General features: G+C 29.1%; 19 protein-coding genes, 1 riboswitch and 1 other annotated feature. Of the genes, 13 read left to right on the forward strand and 6 right to left on the reverse strand.

The features are described 5' to 3' along the window. The first annotated feature begins 52 nt into the window (after window positions 1–52). Window positions 53–1,507 (forward strand): xylulokinase, encoded by a 1,455-nt coding sequence (gene xylB / locus ACFYH6_RS00885; RefSeq protein WP_316341895.1) that lies wholly within the window; start codon window positions 53–55, stop codon window positions 1,505–1,507. 160 nt (window positions 1,508–1,667) lie between these two features. Here xylB and ACFYH6_RS00890 read toward each other — a convergent pair whose 3' ends face one another. Together ACFYH6_RS00890 and ACFYH6_RS00895 are read right to left on the reverse strand one after the other, a co-directional pair. After that, a complete protein-coding gene (locus ACFYH6_RS00890) occupies window positions 1,668–2,318 on the reverse strand; it encodes a hypothetical protein (RefSeq protein WP_416179816.1) in 651 nt (216 codons plus the stop codon). 1 nt (window position 2,319) lies between these two features. Beyond that, window positions 2,320–2,856, reverse strand: a complete 537-nt coding sequence (locus ACFYH6_RS00895; RefSeq protein WP_416179817.1) for a sigma-70 family RNA polymerase sigma factor — start codon at window positions 2,854–2,856, stop codon at window positions 2,320–2,322. Between the two features lie 183 nt (window positions 2,857–3,039). Then, a riboswitch (Fluoride riboswitch) is annotated at window positions 3,040–3,111 on the forward strand. Window positions 3,112–3,180: 69 nt separating this feature from the next. On the opposite strand from ACFYH6_RS00895, the gene ACFYH6_RS00900 reads away from it, so the two are divergent. The 10 genes from ACFYH6_RS00900 to hypE all read left to right on the forward strand — a co-directional run bounded on the left by ACFYH6_RS00900 (window position 3,181) and on the right by hypE (window position 12,823). Beyond that, the gene (locus tag ACFYH6_RS00900; protein ID WP_416179818.1) at window positions 3,181–4,410 is read left to right on the forward strand and encodes a chloride channel protein; all 1,230 of its coding nucleotides are present in this window, start codon (window positions 3,181–3,183) and stop codon (window positions 4,408–4,410) included. 81 nt (window positions 4,411–4,491) lie between these two features. After that, window positions 4,492–4,701 (forward strand): helix-turn-helix transcriptional regulator, encoded by a 210-nt coding sequence (locus ACFYH6_RS00905; RefSeq protein ID WP_316341898.1) that lies wholly within the window; start codon window positions 4,492–4,494, stop codon window positions 4,699–4,701. After that, entirely contained in the window at window positions 4,695–5,174 is a 480-nt protein-coding gene (locus ACFYH6_RS00910) for a hypothetical protein (protein ID WP_416179819.1), read from the forward strand. The genes ACFYH6_RS00905 and ACFYH6_RS00910 overlap by 7 nt, the downstream gene beginning before the upstream one ends. Before the next feature lie 18 nt (window positions 5,175–5,192). Beyond that, window positions 5,193–5,405 carry a hypothetical protein gene (locus ACFYH6_RS00915; RefSeq protein WP_416179820.1) on the forward strand — a complete coding sequence of 71 codons (213 nt, stop codon included), beginning with the start codon at window positions 5,193–5,195 and terminating at the stop codon, window positions 5,403–5,405. A gap of 148 nt (window positions 5,406–5,553) precedes the next feature. Continuing rightward, on the forward strand, window positions 5,554–6,375 hold the full coding sequence (locus ACFYH6_RS00920; RefSeq protein WP_416179844.1) for a hydrogenase small subunit: 822 nt from the start codon (window positions 5,554–5,556) through the stop codon (window positions 6,373–6,375). Between the two features lie 9 nt (window positions 6,376–6,384). Continuing rightward, window positions 6,385–7,776 carry a nickel-dependent hydrogenase large subunit gene (locus ACFYH6_RS00925; RefSeq protein ID WP_416179821.1) on the forward strand — a complete coding sequence of 464 codons (1,392 nt, stop codon included), beginning with the start codon at window positions 6,385–6,387 and terminating at the stop codon, window positions 7,774–7,776. Further along, window positions 7,773–10,496, forward strand: coding sequence for a carbamoyltransferase HypF (gene hypF / locus ACFYH6_RS00930; protein ID WP_416179822.1), 2,724 nt, complete (start codon window positions 7,773–7,775; stop codon window positions 10,494–10,496). The genes ACFYH6_RS00925 and hypF overlap by 4 nt, the downstream gene beginning before the upstream one ends. Window positions 10,497–10,529: 33 nt before the next feature. After that, window positions 10,530–10,760 carry a HypC/HybG/HupF family hydrogenase formation chaperone gene (locus tag ACFYH6_RS00935; protein WP_416179823.1) on the forward strand — a complete coding sequence of 77 codons (231 nt, stop codon included), beginning with the start codon at window positions 10,530–10,532 and terminating at the stop codon, window positions 10,758–10,760. Then, the gene (gene hypD, locus ACFYH6_RS00940) at window positions 10,753–11,817 is read left to right on the forward strand and encodes a hydrogenase formation protein HypD (RefSeq protein WP_416179824.1); all 1,065 of its coding nucleotides are present in this window, start codon (window positions 10,753–10,755) and stop codon (window positions 11,815–11,817) included. The genes ACFYH6_RS00935 and hypD overlap by 8 nt, the downstream gene beginning before the upstream one ends. Before the next feature lie 4 nt (window positions 11,818–11,821). Continuing rightward, on the forward strand, window positions 11,822–12,823 hold the full coding sequence (gene hypE, locus ACFYH6_RS00945) for a hydrogenase expression/formation protein HypE (protein ID WP_416179825.1): 1,002 nt from the start codon (window positions 11,822–11,824) through the stop codon (window positions 12,821–12,823). Window positions 12,824–12,884: 61 nt separating this feature from the next. Here the strand turns inward: hypE and asnS are convergent, their stop codons facing one another. Further along, complete coding sequence (asnS, locus tag ACFYH6_RS00950; RefSeq protein ID WP_416179826.1) at window positions 12,885–14,279, reverse strand: asparagine--tRNA ligase; 1,395 nt, start codon at window positions 14,277–14,279, stop codon at window positions 12,885–12,887. A gap of 52 nt (window positions 14,280–14,331) precedes the next feature. Continuing rightward, window positions 14,332–14,599 (reverse strand) — a binding site (T-box leader). Window positions 14,600–14,694: 95 nt separating this feature from the next. Here asnS and ACFYH6_RS00955 point away from each other — a divergent pair. After that, window positions 14,695–15,108 (forward strand): cytochrome b5, encoded by a 414-nt coding sequence (locus tag ACFYH6_RS00955; RefSeq protein WP_416179827.1) that lies wholly within the window; start codon window positions 14,695–14,697, stop codon window positions 15,106–15,108. Between the two features lie 65 nt (window positions 15,109–15,173). Here ACFYH6_RS00955 and ACFYH6_RS00960 read toward each other — a convergent pair whose 3' ends face one another. Beyond that, entirely contained in the window at window positions 15,174–15,872 is a 699-nt protein-coding gene (locus ACFYH6_RS00960; RefSeq protein ID WP_416179828.1) for a metallophosphoesterase family protein, read from the reverse strand. Window positions 15,873–15,994: 122 nt separating this feature from the next. Between ACFYH6_RS00960 and ACFYH6_RS00965 the strand changes: the two genes are divergently transcribed. Continuing rightward, window positions 15,995–17,071, forward strand: coding sequence for a M24 family metallopeptidase (locus ACFYH6_RS00965; RefSeq protein ID WP_416179829.1), 1,077 nt, complete (start codon window positions 15,995–15,997; stop codon window positions 17,069–17,071). A 138-nt stretch (window positions 17,072–17,209) separates the two neighbouring features. Here ACFYH6_RS00965 and ACFYH6_RS00970 read toward each other — a convergent pair whose 3' ends face one another. Continuing rightward, complete coding sequence (locus ACFYH6_RS00970) at window positions 17,210–18,028, reverse strand: purine-nucleoside phosphorylase (RefSeq protein ID WP_416179830.1); 819 nt, start codon at window positions 18,026–18,028, stop codon at window positions 17,210–17,212. 258 nt (window positions 18,029–18,286) lie between these two features. After that, complete coding sequence (gene murC, locus ACFYH6_RS00975) at window positions 18,287–19,666, reverse strand: UDP-N-acetylmuramate--L-alanine ligase (protein ID WP_416179831.1); 1,380 nt, start codon at window positions 19,664–19,666, stop codon at window positions 18,287–18,289. Between the last annotated feature and the right edge of the window lie 195 nt (window positions 19,667–19,861).

Genomic DNA, 19,861 nt, shown 5'->3' on the forward strand with positions numbered 1-19,861 from the left:
TTTACATTCTACATTTTACATTTTACATTATAAATAGTGGGAGGATATTTTTATGGAATATGTTATAGGTTTAGATTTAGGAACAGGTTCTATCAAGGGGATAGCTTTAGATAAAGCTGGAGAAGTAGTATTAAAACATTCAGAAAGCTATCCTTTATACAATAATAGAGATGGACATTCTGAACAAGAGCCAGAGGATTGGTATAATGCTTCTGTTAAGGTTTTAGAGAAAATAACTAATGAATTAGGTGGAGATGGATTAAGAGCCATAAGTATATCAGGTCAAATGCATAGCTTAGTATTATTAGATAATGAAAATAAACCTATAAGAAGAAGTATTCTATGGAATGACACAAGAACAACTAAGCAATGCCAATATATAATGAATAACTTTGGAGAAAAGGTAATTGAAATTACAGGCAATAAGAGTCTTGAAGGCTTTACATTACCAAAGGTATTATGGATAAAAGAAAATGAACCTGAGAATTGGGACAAGACTAAAAAATTCTGTTTACCTAAAGACTATTTAGTATTTAAATATACAGGTAACATATGTACAGATATCTCTGATGCAGCTGGAACACAAATGTTAAATATTAAAGAAGGAAAATGGTCTGAAGAAATAGCAGATTTATTGGATATAGATTTAGAAAAATACCCTAAGATATATAACTCTACTGAATGTGTTGGAGAATTAAATGAAGAATTAAAGGCAAAATTAAATGCTAAAGGAAGTATTAAAATATTCCCAGCGGGATCAGATAATCCGTGTTCAGCTTTAGGCTCAGGAATAATAAATAAAAATAGAGATTTATTAAGTATAGGAACTTCAGGTGTATATTTAAAATATGAAGAAGAGTATAAGAACTATGGTGGAAAACTTCACATGTTTAATAACGTATTACCAAATAGTTGCTACTCAATGGGGGTAACTCTTTCTGCAGGAGATTCTTTAAGCTGGTTTAGAAATACCTTTGCAAAGGATAAGGATTTTGATGAGCTTTTAAGTGGAGTATCAAATATTAAGGAAGGATCTAATGGATTATTATTTGCTCCTTATATTGTTGGAGAAAGAACTCCTTATGCAGATAGTAATATCAGAGGAACTTTCATAGGAATAGATAAAAGTCATGATTTAAATCACTTTGCTAGAGCAGTAATTGAAGGAATAACATTCTCATTAAAGGATTGCTTTAGTATTTATGAAGACGATAGTGATAGAGAAATAATTTCAGTAGGCGGAGGAGCTAAGTCTAAGGAATGGCTTCAAATTCAGGCTAACGTATTCAATAAGAAGGTAATATCTTTAAAAATAGAAGAAGGTCCATCTCTTGGAGCTGCAATTATAGCATCAGTTTCTTTAAATTGGTTTGACTCCTTTGAAGATGCTGTAAAGGTAATAGTAAAAGAAAAAGACTGCTATTATCCAAATGCAGAAGCAGTAGAAGCATACAAAGAAGTTTATTCTCGTTATAGAAGAGTATATGAAAATATAAAAAATATATAACTAAGGTGCTAGCGCACAGTGAAAAATGAATAATGAAAAAATGAAAAAATTAATGTAGAAACTCCTAAGGGAGTTTTTACATTAATATAATTACATTATAAATTATTGTTTTCGGTTGTTTACCACAGCTATTTTTATTAGTCTATTTCTAATAAATGAGTTATTTAAATATAAGTGAAAGTGGAATTACTAAAAGTAATATATATATAAAGAAGAGAAGAAATTTTTCAAAGGAAGATAGATTCTTCTTTTTATAATCTATTATCTTAATTGATTTTTCATCTTTTAAATATTTAATTATATCTAAAAATAGTTCTTTAGTTTTACTACCAAAGGGCCTTGGAGAAAACTCTTTACCATCTTTAAATTTGATACTTATTGTTTCACATTGATTCCACATATCAGTTAAGCATTCTATATTTTCAATTTCATTGTAGTATCCTTCTTCTAGGAGATTATAAGTGCGTCCCATTTTATATATAAAGATTCTATAATTAGTAATGAATATTCCAAGATATATGATAGATTCTGCCCCCCAGGCTCCAGCCCAAACTCTATGAACATCTTTTTCAAAATAACTTTGAAGAGCAATAATTCTATATTTAATTTTATCATCCTTAGATATTTTAGATATAACTAGATTCTCTAATTCTAAAAATGCTATCTTCTTTAAAACTTTATCATTTTTTATTTTATAAAAGTCTTCACCAATGGTATTTTCTTTTTCAAGGGATATATTCTGTAATTCTATAATTTCATCATCAGAGTATTCTATTGAGTTTAAAAGCTTTAATAAATCTTTATTTTCCATACTATTCACCTACAATACTTTTTAATTTTTTTCTAGCTCTTGAAATTCTAGTATAAATATAATCTTCTGTGCATTCTAATTCTAAAGCTATTTCTTTTATGGAAAAGCCTTGGTAATATTTTTTAATTAGTATATTTCTATCTTTTTCATCGATGCTTTGTAAAAGCATATTAATCATTTGTAAATTTTCAAATTTTTCAAAGTTATTTTCTTCAGATGAAAGTATATTTGGAATATATTCTACTGAGTTATTTATTTTATAATTCTTTCGTTTTATATCTAAGGCTTTATATTTAGTAATAGATATTAACCAATTTCTAAAGCAGCCCTTTTCTTCATTAAAGCAATCAATATTAAACCAAATAGTTGTAAATACATCATTATAGCATTCATCAACAAATTCCTTTTCGTAGGGAGAATTTAATATTTTGGATGAAATATAAATCACTAGTTTACCGTAGTTCTCCATTAGCATACAGAGACTATTTTTATCCTTATTTTTAATACCTTGGACTAAATAAAAATCATTTTGCTCCAAAGAATCTCCTCCTTAATTATATCTCTCTATATATAATATTCGTTTAATATGCTACTTTTCTGTCAACTAATTTATATATTTTACCATAATATAAACAGATTAATGTTAACACATTATTTTTGATTTATAGGGCAAATTGATTTTTATAAGTTGTAGTACTATAATTATTTAAGTAAAATACGAATAATTATTGGAAATGAAGTTCTCCCAGGAGAAATCTAACCATCTATTATGGCTAATGACTTCTATGATTTAATCGTAGAGCATTAGTCTTTTTTATTATTTATAAATTTATTTTTTATTAAAGGGAAAGGTAGGCAAAAGATGAGAATTTTTAAATTAACAATTTCAACTATTATAGTTTCAATTATAATGGGCATTATATCAGCAACATTTTTAAAGTCATTAGAATTAGTTGCAACAATAAGGGGAAGTTTCCCTTATTTAATTCTAACAATACCCTTAATAGGGGTACTAACAACATATATATATTCTAAATATGGAAAAGAATCTAATAGAGGTAATAACTTAATTATTGAAAGTGTTCATAAGGAGATATCAGTTCCCTTTAGAATGATATTTTTAACATTTATTTTTACTATATTAACCCATTTATCTGGAGGATCAGCAGGTAGAGAGGGTACAGCAGTTCAAATAGGAGGAGCATTAACAAATAAGGTAGCAAATATTTTTAAAATGGAGCATAGAGAAAAAAGAATCCTAATTATGGTGGGAATAAGTGCTGCTTTTGGATCAATATTTGGAACTCCTCTTGCAGGAACATTCTTTGGGATGGAAGTGTGCTTTATAGGAAAGCTTAGTTATGAAGCAATGATATATTGTTTTATTGGATCTTATACAGCTAACTTTATTACAGAAGCCCTAGGTATAATGCATCCTGGTCATGTAATACAATCAATACCTAGTATTTCTATTTATACATTTTTAATAGTAGTTCTATCTTCAATTATATTTGGACTTTTTGGAAGAATATTTGCTAAAGGTATTAATTTAGTTAAGGCCTTCTATGGAAAATACATAAAAAATAATATATATAGAGCTTTAATATCATCAGTGGTAGTTTTGTTAGTAATTGTAATATTTAGATTATATAACTTCGAAGGGTTAAGTATTTGGCTTGTTGATAATGGATTCTCAGGAGAGGTAAGTCTTTTAGATCCAATAAAGAAATTAGTATTAACAGTACTAACTTTAGGAGCTGGACTTCAAGGGGGAGAAGTAACACCATTATTCACTATAGGGGCTTCTCTAGGTGGAGCTATAGGAAATATAACTCATGTAGAGCCTTCACTACTAGCAGCCATTGGAATGATTTGCGTTTTTGGAAGTGCTACAAATACACCAATTACTACTATTATTTTAGGAATTAATTTATTTGGAGTACAAGCTATTCCTTACTATGTAATTGGTGCATTGATTAGTTATTACGTAATAGGAAATAATAGTATCTATGAAGCACAAATTATTAATACCCCTAAGTTAAAAAGATATGAAAAATATAAGGGAAAATCCTTAGAAAATATAGAAGAATAATGTAAAATATACTTGACATTTGATGTAAAGCAAACTATACTTAAATTGTAAAGTGAACTTTACTTACTAGGAGGTGTAAATTTGAAAACTAGGATACAGGATTTAAGAAAAGAACGTAAGATAACACAAAATGAATTGGCGGATGCCTTAGATGTAACTAGACAAACAATAATATCCCTAGAAAGTGGAAGGTATAAGGCATCTTTAGTACTTGCTCATAAGATTTCTCAATATTTTGGATTAAAAATAGAAGATATATTTATTTTTGAGGGAGATGAAAATTTATGTTAGGTATGTTTTGTGGTAGTGACTGTAAAACTAATGAAGAATATAAAAGGGTTATAAAAGGAAGGATAGTATTATTTATAGGAATAATAATTCTTGGATTAATAACATTAGTTATAACACTTTTTGGAGATAGATATTTAAATTTAAAGATTAGCGAAAAGATGATATCTACTTACTCAGGCTTTGGAACTGGATTAACAGTAGTAGGTGTAGTACTATTAATTAAAAATGTTCTAATCTTAAAGAATGAAGAGAAAATTAGAAAGGCTCGTATTAGTAATACTGATGAAAGAATTAAGGATATAAGCTTAAGGGCATCAAGATTTGCATTAGCAGTAATGTTAGTAAGTATGTATTTGGTAGCTTTAATTGGTGGTTTATGGTATCCAATTCTAACCCAAGTTTTATTTGGTATAATATCATTTTTTTTATTAGCATATTTAATTGCCTATATAATAATATCAAAAAAATTTTAATGGGGGCAAGGAAGATTTATGAGAAAATTAAATAATTATATTCGCTTTGGATTATTTATTTATGCTTTTTGGATGGTATCTAAGAGACTCTTTCAGTTGCCAGAGTTTGTGAATGGATTTTGTGTAGGATTATCAATTGTATTATTACTGTTAGGAGCCTACAGAGAAAATCATAATATAAATAAATTAAAAAATTTTAAAAGAAAAGTTATTTTAAGGTTAAGATACTAATAAATTAAGGAAGTAGTAATATACTTCCTTTTTTTAATGTTTAAATGTATTTGTGCATAAATTATATTAAATAATGTAATGGAGTAATACTAAGTTGAATAATAATAAAGAATGTTTTTTCAAGGAAGCTAAATTAAAGACGGCGAGAATATTTGAAGAAGATGTTTTAAAAATGGTTAAAAGAAAAGAAACTAAAATGATGAATGCTATGTGGCTTGAGGTAACTGGTTGTTCTGGAAATATAATTTCTCTATTAAATAGTGAAAATCCTGGCTTGTATAATATTCTAACTGATATAGTGAATATTACTTTCAACAATACGCTTATGGGCAACGAAGGAAATTTAGCCTTTGAAAACTTTTTAGAAACACTTGATACAGAATTTATATTACTGGTAGATGGAGCAGTATCAACAAAAGAAAAGGGATTTTATAATATTATTGCAAATTATAATGGAAAACCTATTACTGCTTTAGAGGCAGTAGAACTAGCAACTGAAAAAGCAAAATATGTTGTAGCTGTAGGAACTTGTGCATGTTATGGGGGAATCTCTGCAGCAGCTCCAAATCCTTCTGAGAGTAAAAGTGTACAGGATATTACAAATAAAAAAGTTATTAAGTTGCCAGGATGTCCATGTCATCCTGACTGGGTGGTGGGAACTTTAGCTCATTTAGTTGGATATGGAATTCCAGAATTAGATAGTGACGGGAGACCAATTCTTTTTTATGGCTTTACAATCCATGATACTTGTACTAGAAGAGGGCTTTTTGAAAAAGGAATTTTCGCAGAAAAGTTTGGAGATGAAGGTTGTATGATTAAAATTGGATGTAAGGGGCCTGTTACAAAAACTGATTGTCCTAGAAGGCAGTGGAATGGATATGTTAACTGGCCTATTGGTGATAATACCACTTGTATAGGATGTGCAAAATCAACATTTCCAGATGGCAATGAACCTTTTGTTAAATATTAAGGAGGAATTATGAAAAAAAGAATTACTATAGATCCAGTTACAAGAATAAGTGGCTTTTTAGATGTTAGAGCAGAAGTTAAAGAAGATATAATTGTTCAAGCAACAGCTAGTGGTCTACTTTTTAGGGGATTTGAAAAGATGTTAAAGGGCAGGCCAGCATTAGATGCTATATATTTTACTGAAAGAATTTGTGGCATATGCTCAACTGCACATTCTATGTCTTCCACCCTAGCTTTAGAAGATGCATTAAAGATACAAGTTACTTTAAATGATAGTTATATAAGAGATATTATGCATGGATTTGAATTTATTCAAAATCATTTAAGACATTTCTATCTTATGTCTATTCCAAGTTATGTAAGAATTTCTAGTGTGAAATTAGTTGAAAATAATCAATATAAAGACTTTAGGCTTCCCAAGGAAATAAATGATGTTATAGAGGAACACTATATTAAAAGTATTGAGTTTAGTAGATTGGCTCATGAAGGATTAGCAGTATTAGGAGGAAAGGCCCCTCATAACCATGGGATTTTTGTAGGTGGGGTTACAGTAAATATAGATGCTTATAAACTAGAAAAGGTTAAAAGTATTATTAAAAAAATTAATAACTTTGTTTCAAATGAAATGATAGAAGATGTAGAGACTATAGCTAAATATTATTCAGATTATTTTAAAAAGGGCATATCATATCCTAATTTTATGAGTTTTGGTGTTTTTGATAAGTATGAAGAATCTGATATTACCTATGTCAAACCTGGAATAATAAAGGATAATATTAGATATGAGCTAGAACCTAATAAAATTACTGAACAAATTCAATATTCTTGGTATAAGCAAGATCAAAATCTTGAAGAAGTAGATTTATCTAAGGCTGATGCATATACCTTTGTAAAGACACCTAGGTATGATGGAGCACCTATGGAAGTTGGACCATTAGCAAGATTAATTATCTCTGGTGAATACACTGGGGGACATTCATCTATGGATAGAAATATAGCAAGAGTTTTAGAAACAAAGAAGATATTAAATATCTTAGGAAATTTAGCAGAAAGAGTAGAGGTAAAACCTAATAATCAAAAAGTTTATCAAGTTCCAGATAAAGCATATGGTGTAGGTCTTATAGATACTACAAGAGGGTCCTTAGGACATTGGATAGAAATAGAAAATCAGACAATTAAACATTATAATATTATAACTCCAACAGTATGGAATCTTTCTCCTAAGGATGAATTAAACAATCCTGGACCTATAGAAAGAGCCTTGATTGGCTGTAAAATAAATAATATTAATGAACCAGTAGAAATAGGAAGGGTTGTAAGATCATATGATCCCTGTGTATCTTGTGCAACTCACTTAATTGGAAGTAAAGGTGATATTAAAACAATTGAGGTTTTAATATGAGTCTTAAAGTTATAGCAATTGGAAATATACTTATGAAGGATGATGCCATAGGAATAAAAGTTGCAGAAGAAATAGAAGAAGAGCTCTTAAAACTTAGAATTAATGTTGTTTATGGAGAGACAAATCTTCAACATTGCATATCAAGTATAGAAGAGGAAGATTATATAATAATTTTAGATTCAGCCTATTATGGGAAACGTGTAGGAGAAATAACTACTGAATCTATAGATAAATTTATTTCTAAAAAGGTAGAAGCTTCTCAGCATATTTATAGCTTTTTAGATTTATTAAAGCTTTATTATCCTAATATTGAAGGAATAATTTTGGGCATTGAAGTTGAAGATATTGATTTCGAAATTGGGTTAAGCTCTACTTTGAAAAATAACCTCAAGTTAATTTCTAATAAGGTTTTAAAAATAATAGAAAAAATAAATAATGAAAGAAAAATTCTTCACTACTTAATAAATATAGATGGAATTGTACAGGGAGTAGGCTTTAGGCCCTTTGTGTACAGAAAAGCAAAGGAATATAGAATATCAGGATATGTTAAGAACCTAGGAGGATCTGTAGAGATTTATTGTGAAGGTATAAAAAGTAATTTAAAAGAATTTATATTAAGTATTTTAAATGATGTACCACCTATTTCTAAAGTTGAAAAGTTTCGATGTAGGTTTATTAGAGATAATAATATTTATAAAAGTAATTTAGATACAAATAGTTTTGTAATTGAGGAAAGTATTAATGAAAAGGGCTTTCCAAAGTTTGTTTCTCCTGATATTTCAATTTGTGAAAATTGCTTAAATGACATGAAAGAAAATAAATCTAATAGATATAAATATGCTTTTACTAACTGTACTGACTGTGGGCCAAGGTATTCTATAATTAAGAGCCTTCCATATGATAGACATTATACTACTATGAAAAAATTTATTATGTGCAAGGAATGTAATGATGAATACAACAATCCATTAAGTCGGAGATTTCATGCAGAGCCAAATTGTTGTGATAAATGTGGACCGCGGCTTTGGTTAACAGATAATAAGGGAGTAAAAAATATATGTGAAAATCCAATTGATGAAGCTAAAAGACTTCTTAAAGAAGGTAAGATATTAGCAATTAAAGGCATAGGGGGATTTCATTTAGTTTGTGATGGAAGAAATGAAGAAGCAATTAATATTCTTCGGAAGAAAAAACGTAGAAGTCATAAGCCCTTGGCTGTTATGGTAAGAGATATTAATGTTGTTAAGGAGATATGTGAAGTATCTTATAAAGAAGAAATAGTACTAAAAAGTAATAAAAGACCTATAGTAATTTTGAAAAAGAAATTTCCACTTTTACTACCAGAAGCTATAGCACCAAAACAAAATTCCTTAGGGGTTATGCTTCCATATACAGGCTTACATTACTTATTGCTAGAGGAAGATTTAGATTTTTTAATTATGACTAGTGGAAATATAAGTAATATGCCCATGGAATATAAAAATCAGGAAGCTTTAAATAATTTAAAGGATGTAGCAGATTATTTTTTATTTCATGATAGAGATATTTATATAGAAGAAGATGATTCAGTAGTTAAAGTTGTAGATAATAGTGAGAAAGTTATAAGAAGAGGGAGAGGCTACTCTCCATATATATCAAAAAGTAATAATAAATATGAAATTATAGCCATTGGAGGTGACCAAAAGAGTTCAGTTTGTGTTTCAAAAAATGGCTATATTTATTTAAGTCAGTACTTAGGAAGCTTGGAGGATTTTAATTCCTATAATAATTTCAAATATGTACTTAACCATTTTATTAATCTATTTGATATTGATAGAAAGCTTTTAGTACATGATATGCATCCATCATATATAAGTACAAAATATGCAAAAGAGCAAAATATAAATAAAATAGAAGTTCAGCATCATCATGCACATATGGTAAGTTGTATGGCAGAGCATTCAATATATGAAAATGTAATTGGAGTTATTTTTGATGGAACTGGCTTTGGATTAGATGAAGCAATATGGGGTGGAGAATTTTTTATTGGCAATAGAAAGTCATTTAAAAGAGCTGGTCACTTAGAATATATAAAGATTCAAGGAGGTAATAAAGCAATAGAAGAACCATGGAGATGTGCAGTAAGTTATTTATATTATTTAGGATATAATCCAGCTGAAATACTTAAAAATATAGAAAAAGAAAAAATTGAGGTAGTAATACAAGCTTTGCAATCAAAAGTAAACTGTTTTTTATCCTCTAGTGTTGGGAGATTATTTGATGCTGTAGCATCAATTACTGGCCTTAGAAATTATATAACTTATGATGGACAAGGGGCCATAGAATTAGAAAATATAATTGATAATAATATAAGTGAAGGCTATATGTATGATATTAGTGAAATTAATGGAGTATTTCAAATAAAATACAAAAGGATTATAGAAGGCATATTAATGGATATAAAGCAAAAGGAACCTATATCTAAGATATCTGCGAAGTTCCATAATTCATTAGTATATTCAACCTGTGATTTAGTTTGTATTTTAGGAAAAAAGGAAGGTATAAGGAAGGCTGTTCTTAGTGGAGGAGCCTTTGAAAATGAGTATTTATTAAAGCTATTAAATAAGAATTTAACTAAAAAAGGGTTTCAGGTTTTTTACAATAAAGAAATTCCAACAAATGATGGAGGATTATCTTTTGGACAACTTAATATAGCTAGTGAGATATTAGGCGAAAATTAATTGTAATTTAAATACTGAAAGGAATGTAATAATATGTGTTTAGCAATACCAGGTGAAATCATAAAATTGAACAAGGATACAGCAAAGGTAAGTATTATGAGGGTAGAAAGTGAGATAAATATTCAAATAATTGAAGAACCAAAGGTTGGAGATTATGTTCTAATACATGCAGGATGTGCTATTAAAAAAATTGATATAGAGTATTTTGAAGAGTTAACTGAAATGCTAGAATTACTTTCAGAAGTAGAGGGTAGCTATGAATAAAAGAGATTTAATAAAAAAGTTTTTAGAAGAAATTAATAGCTCTCCAATAAATAAATTTAATGTTATGGAGGTTTGTGGAACTCATACCCAATCTATATCTAAGTTTGGAATTCGAAGTTTGGTTGAATCAAAAATAAACTTAATATCTGGACCTGGATGCCCTGTGTGCGTTACTTCTGAAGGATATATTGATGCAGCTATAGAAATTGCTAAAGAAAGTAATGTGATTTTAGCTACCTTTGGAGATATGATGAAGGTTAAAGGCAGTAAGAAAAGTTTAATTGATGAAAGAAGTAAGGGAAAAGATATTAGAATTATATATTCGCCTTTAGATTCAATAAACCTTGCAGAAGAAAATAAAGATAAGGAAATAGTTTTTTTAGCAGTTGGATTTGAAACTACAGCACCAATAATTGCTTTAACTATAAAAACCGCTAAGGAAAAAAAGCTTAAGAATATTAGCTTTTTAATAGGAATAAAGAAAATGGAGCCTATATTAAATCATATACTGAAGGATGATAATTTAAATATACAGGGATTTATTTGCCCTGGACATGTAGCAGCAGTAACTGGAGCAAATTATTTTAAGTTTATTGTAGAAGAGTATAATATTCCAGCAGTAGTAACAGGTTTTAGTGAACTTGATATTATTGGAGCTTTATATTTTTTAACTCAAGAGCAAGGAAAGAATAAAAAAAGCTTTAAGAACTTATATAAAGGTTGTGTTACCTTAGAAGAAAATTTGAAGGTGAATAACTTATTAAAGGATGTATTTATAGATTGTGATAATGAATGGAGGGGCATTGGAGATATTAAGGCTTCAGGTTTCATGTTAAATGAAAGTTATAAAGACTATGATGCAGCAAGAAGGTTTCAAGTAAATTTAAATAAAAAAAATACTAATAAATGTGCATGTAATGAGATTATATTAGGGAAGAAAAAACCAAGTGATTGTAAGTTTTTTGGAATAAGTTGTACTCCAGAAAATGCAATTGGACCTTGCATGGTTTCTTCTGAAGGGGCATGTTCTATTTTTTACAAATATAATAGGAGATGAATAAATGAAGGAAGTAATAAAGCTTACTCATGGTGATGGGGGAGAACATACTAAGAAATTAATTCAGGATATATTTTATAAATATTTTAATAATGACTTGTTAACAAAAGCACAAGATGCAACGGTATTTGAAGGAGTAAATGGTAAATTAGCCTTTACCACAGATTCCTTTGTAGTAAAGCCAATATTTTTTCAAGGAGGAAATATAGGAAAGCTTGCAGTTTGTGGAACAGTTAATGATTTAATTGTATCAGGAGCTAAGCCACTTTATTTAAGTGCAAGTTTTATTATTGAGGAAGGTTTTGAACTAGAAAAGCTTAAGGGAATAGTTAAGTCAATGTCACAAACTTGTTTAGAATCAGGGGTAAACATAATAACTGGAGACACTAAGGTAGTAGAAAAGGGTGAATTAGATGGAGTATTTATTAATACTAGTGGAATAGGAAGAGTATCAGATAAATATTATCAAAAGCCAATTAAAGAAGGAGATAAAATAATAGTAACAGGAAATATAGGAGATCATGGCACCACAATTGCAGTAGAAAGATATAACATTAAGGTAAAAAGCAATATTAAAAGTGATTGTGCATCTTTATTTCCTTTTATAGAAATACTTAAGGATAATTATGACTCAATAAAGATAATGAGAGATCCAACTAGAGGAGGCCTAGCAACTGCATTACATGAGTTTGTTGATATTTGTGGCCTTGGAATACATTTAAATGAGAGTGATATTCCTATTAATAATGAGATTAGTGCTATAAATGAACTTTTAGGCTTTGACCCACTATATATGGCTTGTGAAGGAAGAATGGTATTAGTTGTAGAAAAAAATCAGGTTGAAAAGGTTCTAAGTTTAATTAAATCAATACATGAAGGCAAGGAGGCTCAAATTATAGGGGAATTCGTTAAAGAACAGGAAAATACTATTTATATAGAAAATTATTTTGGTGGTAAAAGAATACTACCACCTTTAGAAGGGAATATGTTACCTAGAATATGTTAAAATATCATAATAAAATTAAAAAGGAAAGCTTTATGTTTACAAAGCTTTCCTTGATTTTTTATTAGAATTCAGATTGTCCTGTAGTTCTTGGGAATGGGATTACGTCTCTGATATTTGCCATACCTGTGATGTACATGATAAGTCTTTCAAAGCCTAATCCAAATCCAGCGTGCTTAGTTTCTCCGTATTTTCTAAGCTCTAGATACCACCAGTAGTCTTCTTCATTAAGACCCATTTCAGCCATTCTCTTAGTTAAGACATCGATTCTTTCTTCTCTTTGGCTACCACCTATAAGTTCTCCGATTCCAGGAACTAAAAGGTCAGTTGCAGCAACAGTTTTTCCATCATCATTTAATCTCATATAGAAGGCTTTAATGTCTTTTGGATAATCAGTTACGAAAACTGGTCTCTTAAAGTGTTCTTCTGTAAGATATCTTTCATGTTCTGTTTGTAAATCTATTCCCCATTCAACTGGGTATTCAAACTTCTTATCAGCTTTCTTTAATATTTCAACTGCTTCAGTATAAGTGACCTTTCCAAAGTCAGATGAAACTACATGGTTTAATCTATCTAATATTCCTTTATCAATAAATTGATTAAAGAATGCCATTTCCTCTGGACATTCAGCTAAAACATATTCAAGTACATACTTAAGCATATCTTCAGCTAATTCCATATCATCTTGTAAATCAGCAAAAGCTATTTCAGGCTCTATCATCCAGAACTCTGCTGCGTGTCTTGCTGTGTTTGAGTTTTCAGCTCTGAAAGTAGGTCCGAAAGTATAAACATTTCTAAATGCTAAAGCATAACATTCAGCATTTAATTGTCCTGATACTGTTAGGTTACTTTCTTTACCGAAGAAGTCTTGTTTGAAGTCTATTGCTCCTTCTTCAGTTTTTGGTACATTGTTAAGATCTAGAGTTGTAACTCTAAACATTTCACCTGCACCTTCACAGTCACTTCCAGTTATTAATGGAGTATGAGTGTAAACAAATCCTCTTTCTTGGAAGAACTTATGAATAGCATAAGCTGCTACAGAACGTACTCTAAATACAGCTGAAAATGCATTACTTCTTGGTCTTAAGTGAGCTATAGTTCTTAAATATTCAAAAGTATGTCTTTTCTTTTGAAGTGGGTAATCATTATTAGACATTCCTTCAACTATAACTTCCTTTGCTTGAATTTCAAAAGGTTGCTTAGCTTCAGGAGTAGCAACTAAAGTACCTACAACAGTTATTGATGAACTAATAGGTAATTTTGAAACTTCTTTAAAGTTTTCAATTTTGTTATCAAAAACAACTTGAATATTTTTAAAGAAAGTACCATCATTTACTTCTATAAACCCAAAGGCATTAGATGCTCTTAATGTTCTTATCCAACCAGAAATTTTAATTTCTTTAGATAAATATTCTTCTTGGTTTCTATAAAGTGATTTTACATAAACAACTTTACTCATTTCTTTTCCTCCTAGTTAATTTTTTATAAATAAAAAACCTTCCATCCCAAATACAAGGGACGAAAGGATAATTTCGCGGTACCACCCAAGTTGCTATTATAAATAGCCACTCTTCTAACACTAAATAATGTCATTCAAAGTATAACGGTTTGAATCCGTCTAAGTCTACTTAAGTGATTACATATTAATGAAATAAATTATCACTTGTTCGGTTAGAAACTCAGAGATGTTCTTCACTAAAGGCTTCGTATAAGGCTTACACCATTCCTTACTCGCTAAAACTACTTCCATATAGCTACTCTTCTCGTCATAGTAATAATACAATATATAGTTTATAAAGATTTTACATCAATTTACTAACATTTGCAACGTTTAATCATAATATAATTTTAGGAAATAAATCAGGAGGAATTAAATGAGCAATAAAAATTTCTTAGAAGAAAAATTTATTGAGATAAATAAGCTGAAAAGTATGCTAGTGACATATCCAAAGGAATACAAAGAAAATATAGTTCAGGTTATGGATAAAATCTGTAATCAAGTCAATTCATACTTAGAAGAGGTAAGTTTTCATAATAAAAAAAGGGATAATGTATTGATTCAATTAACTAGGGAAGAATTAGCTTTATATAATGGAGAAAATGGGATGCCGGCATATATTTCTGTAGATGGAACTATATATGATATTGGTGATGTACCACAATTGAAAGATGGAAAGCATTTTGGAGTAAGAGCTGGAGCTGATTATAGTGAAACTTTTAAAAAATGTCATAATGGAGATAAGAGTATTTTATCAAAATTAAAAGTAGTAGGAGTATTGAACTCCTAGAATAAATATACTTAAAAATATTAATAAAAATTGCTACGTGCTATTATCGTAGCAATTTTTTGCCTTTATTCATTTCCATTTTCATAAGAAGCTACAAGTTGAGCAGGAAAGTGTAGCATTTGAGCATCTTTAACGATTTTTTTATAGTCATATTCTAATTCTCTAAACTTAACATCAATAGTTTTATCTTCTTTTATTTCTATTAAAGCATAAGTAGCATTTGGACGTCCGATTTTAGGTTTTCCAACGCTTCCTACATTTATAAATACCTTATTACCGAACTTTTTATAAGAAGGAATATGAGTATGAGCACATATCAGTACATCTTCAGTTATTTCATCCATTACTTTTTTAGTGTTTTCTCCATCTTCAAATAAGTATTCACTTATTTTATCTGGGCTACCATGAGTAAAGATAACTTTTACTCCATTAATATCATAGTTTAGCTTTGTAGGTAGTTGTGATAAATAATATTTATTTGAAGCCCTAACTTCTTCAACATTCCAAGGTAGTGAGAAAGAATTGATAGAAGTATCTCTAATAAAGGTAAAAGCTCCATCTACAACAGAGGCATCATAATTACCTTTTATGCAAGGAATTTCTCTTCTTTTAATTAATGCTATAACTTCGTTTGGATGAGGACCATATCCAACTAAATCTCCAAGACAAACTACTAAATCAACTTTTTGATCATCTATATCTTCTAACACCTTCATTAGTGAATAAATATTTCCGTGTATATCTGATATTGCTGCTATTTTCATAATTAATCCTCCTAAATAAATTTAACTAATTAATTATATCACTATAAATAATTGATATAAATAGATATTATTTTATTCATGAGGTATATTATTAATATAGAAAAAAATAGAGGTGAGGAAAAATGAATACAAATAGAGTAAATAACGTGTTAAAAGAGATGGAAAAGCAAGGCTTAAGTCAAATGATAGTATCATCACCACCTGCTATATTTTATTTAACAGGAAAATGGTTTTCTCCAGGAGAAAGAATGGTAGCCTTATATTTAAGTACTAAAGGAAATCATAAGCTTATTGTTAATAAATTATTCCCAATATATGAGGATTTAGGTGTAGATTTAATTTGGTACACAGATATTCAGGATCCAATAGAAGTTTTATGCACAATTGTGGACAAAGAAAACACCTTAGCTGTGGATAAAAATTGGCCAGCGCACTTTTTAATCAAGCTTATGAATAATAATGGAGCAAAGGCTTTTGTTAATGGTTCTCCAATTATAGATAGATTAAGAATGATAAAAGATGCCGAAGAAATATCATTAATGAAAAAGTCATCAGAAATTAATGATAAAGTTATGCTAGAATTATGGGATAACTTAAAAGAAGGAAAAACTGAAAAGTATTATGCTAATTTGCTAGCAGAATTATATGAAAATCATGGAGTAAATGAATTTTCATTTTCTCCAATAGTTGCAGTTAGCCCTAATGGCGCTGATCCACACCATGATTCAGATAAGACTCCTATAAAAAAGGGACATAGTATCGTTATAGATATTGGAGGAGTGTATAATTCTTATTGTTCTGATATGACTAGAACTGTATTCTTTGGTGAAGAACCAAGTGAAAGACATGCAGAAATATATAACATAGTTAAAGAAGCAAATTTAAGTGCAATAAAAAAGGTAAAAGAGGGAGTTAAGTTCTCAGAAATTGATAAGGCTGCAAGAGACTATATTGAAAATTCAGGTTATGGTGAGTACTTTACTCATAGAACAGGACATAGCATAGGAATAGAAGGTCATGACTTTGGAGATGTAAGTTCAACAAATAATGAAGAAGTTAAAGAAGGAATGATATTCTCAATAGAACCTGGAATATACTTAAAAGATGATATTGGAGTTAGAATAGAAGATTTAGTTTTAGTAACTAAAGAAGGTTGCGAAGTTCTAAATTCAGTAACTAAAGACATAACAATAATTTAATCTTATTCCATAAATAAAAAATAAAATAATTAGTTAGAAAGTTAATATATAACTATAAGAACTCTATACATATTATGCGAAAGTCGACTTGGAGCTGTGCGACGGAGAGCTGAGCTTAATATGTATAGAGTTCAATTTTTAGATTACTTCTATTATTTTATTCATAAGAGATGTGAATTTTTCCTTAACCATATTAGAAGTTTCAACTACTTCTTCATGATTTAAAGGTTGATCTAATATTCCAGCAGCCATATTTGTTAAACAAGAAATTCCAAGCACCTTCATGCCAGAGTGAGCAGCAATTATTACTTCTGGAACTGTAGACATACCTACTGCATCAGCGCCAAGTACTCTTGACATTCTTATTTCAGCTGGAGTTTCATAAGTTGGACCACTAAACATCATGTAAACACCCTTTTTGATGTCTATGTTTAAGCTTTTAGCAACTTCTTCTGCCTTTTCTATTAATGCAGGAGTATAAGAACTAGACATATCAGGGAATCTAGGACCAAATTCCTTAAGATTAGCACCTATTAATGGATTATCTCCTGAGAAGTTAATTTGATCTTTTATTATCATTAAATCACCAGGCTTAAAGCTTTCATTTACAGCTCCACAAGCATTAGTAACTATAAGAGTTTCTACTCCTAATAATTTCATAACTCTAACTGGGAAAGTTACTTCATTCATTGCATAACCTTCATAGTAGTGGAATCTTCCTTGCATTGCTATAACACATTTTCCATTTAACATACCAATAACTAATCTTCCTGCATGACCTTCTACTGTTGATACAGGGAAGTGAGGAAGTTCTTCATAAGGATAAAATTCTGGGTTTTCTATTGAGTCAGCTAAAGAGCCAAGACCAGAACCTAATATTAATCCAATTTCAGGCTTATACTTAGATTTTTGAATTATAAAATCTGCAGCATTTTTAATCTTCATTGATAAATCCATAAAATCACCTCTATATATAAATTTAATTTCATTAACTATAATTACTTTCTTGTAAATTATAAAATAAATTTCCGTAAAAGAAAACATAAAAGCCTAATAATATCAATATTATTGGTACATTGGTCAAAAGATAACAAAAATATCGAAAAAAGAAAAGGGGGCTGTTTAACGCCCCTAATTGAAAAAATAGAATTATTAAAGTAATCCATTCCTTTATTTCACATTCTAAATTTTTTCATTTTTTCATTTCTTCATTTTTTAATTTTTATTCAATAATATATCTGCAACTTTAACTACATCTCCAGCACCTATAGTTAAAACTATATCCTTTTCTGAAGTTATATTTTTTAAGTATTCAGCAGCTTCTTCATGGCTATGAACATTAGTACATTTAATTCCTTTATCTCTTAGAGCATTTCCAAGATCCTCAGAAGAAACTAAACCAGTATCCTTTTCTCTTGCTGCATAGATGTCCATAAGAAGTAGTTCATCAACTTCATCAAAACAAGTTGTGAATTCATTAAATAAAGTTTTAGTTCTAGTGTAAGTATGAGGTTGGAATACAGCATAAATATTTTTATGAGGTATTAATTCAGCAGTATCTAATGTAGCTTTTATTTCTACTGGATGATGAGCATAGTCATCAATTATAGTGGCACCATTTACTTCACCTTTGTATTCAAATCTTTTATGGGCACCTTTGCATTCCTTTAATCCTTCTTTAATTACATCATAAGGTACATTAAATAATAAACCTACACAAATAGTTGATAATGAATTTAATATATTATGTTTTCCAGTAGTGCTTAAAGTAACATCAAATAAATCTTTGTTATCTTTCCAAACAGTGAAGGTTGCACATCCATTATTATTGAAAGTGATATTAGTGGCTCTTACATCACCTTTATTAAATCCATAGCTAATAGTATTACATTTAGCCTTCTTTAATATTTCATTTACATTATCATCTTCACAATAACCTATTAGATATCCATCTTCAGGGATTATATTAGAAAACTTTTCGAAGGTTTCTTTTATATGATTTAAGTCTCTATAGTAGTCTAAGTGGTCAGCATCAATATTTAATATAATACCTATATAAGGATAGAATTTAAGAAATGATTCCTTATATTCACATGCTTCAGTAATAAAATATTCACTATCTCCAATTTTAAAGTTACCATTTATGGCATCTAATTCTCCACCAACTAATATTGTAGGATCTAAGTTTGCTTTTAAAGTTATGTGAGAAAGCATTGATGTAGTAGTTGTCTTACCATGAGTACCTGCTACTGCTACATTATATTTATGTCCTTTCATAATTAGTCCAAGAAATTCAGCTCTATCAACAAGCTCTATGTTTTGATTTTTAGCTTCTATTATTTCAGGATTGTCTGATGGGATTGCTGCAGTATAAACTACTAAGTCTACATTTTTAATATTATCTTTGTTATGACCTATGTATATTTCTGCACCTTCAGCTCTTAACTTATTAGTTATTTCAGATTCCTTAGAGTCAGATCCTGACACTTTATAACCTTTAGTTAATAAAAGGGCAGCAAGACCGCTCATACTAATTCCGCCAATTCCTATAAAATGAACTTTTTTATTTATATCTTCATTAACATTGAATGACAAAATACCAACTCCTTTTATATTAAGAATAATATTCTAATTATCCTTAAATAGTTTTCACTTTATAATTATATACAAATTTAGAAAAATGAACACACAAAAAAGCTATATATTATATAATTTGGTGAAATTTTATTTAAATTTTTATAAATATATGTAAATTAAAGTAATAGTGACTAAAATCTATTGATATTGAGA

The sequence above is a fragment of the Clostridium sp. HCS.1 genome (assembly GCF_047900555.1).
In the GTDB taxonomy this organism is placed as follows: Bacteria; Bacillota; Clostridia; order Clostridiales; family Clostridiaceae; genus Clostridium.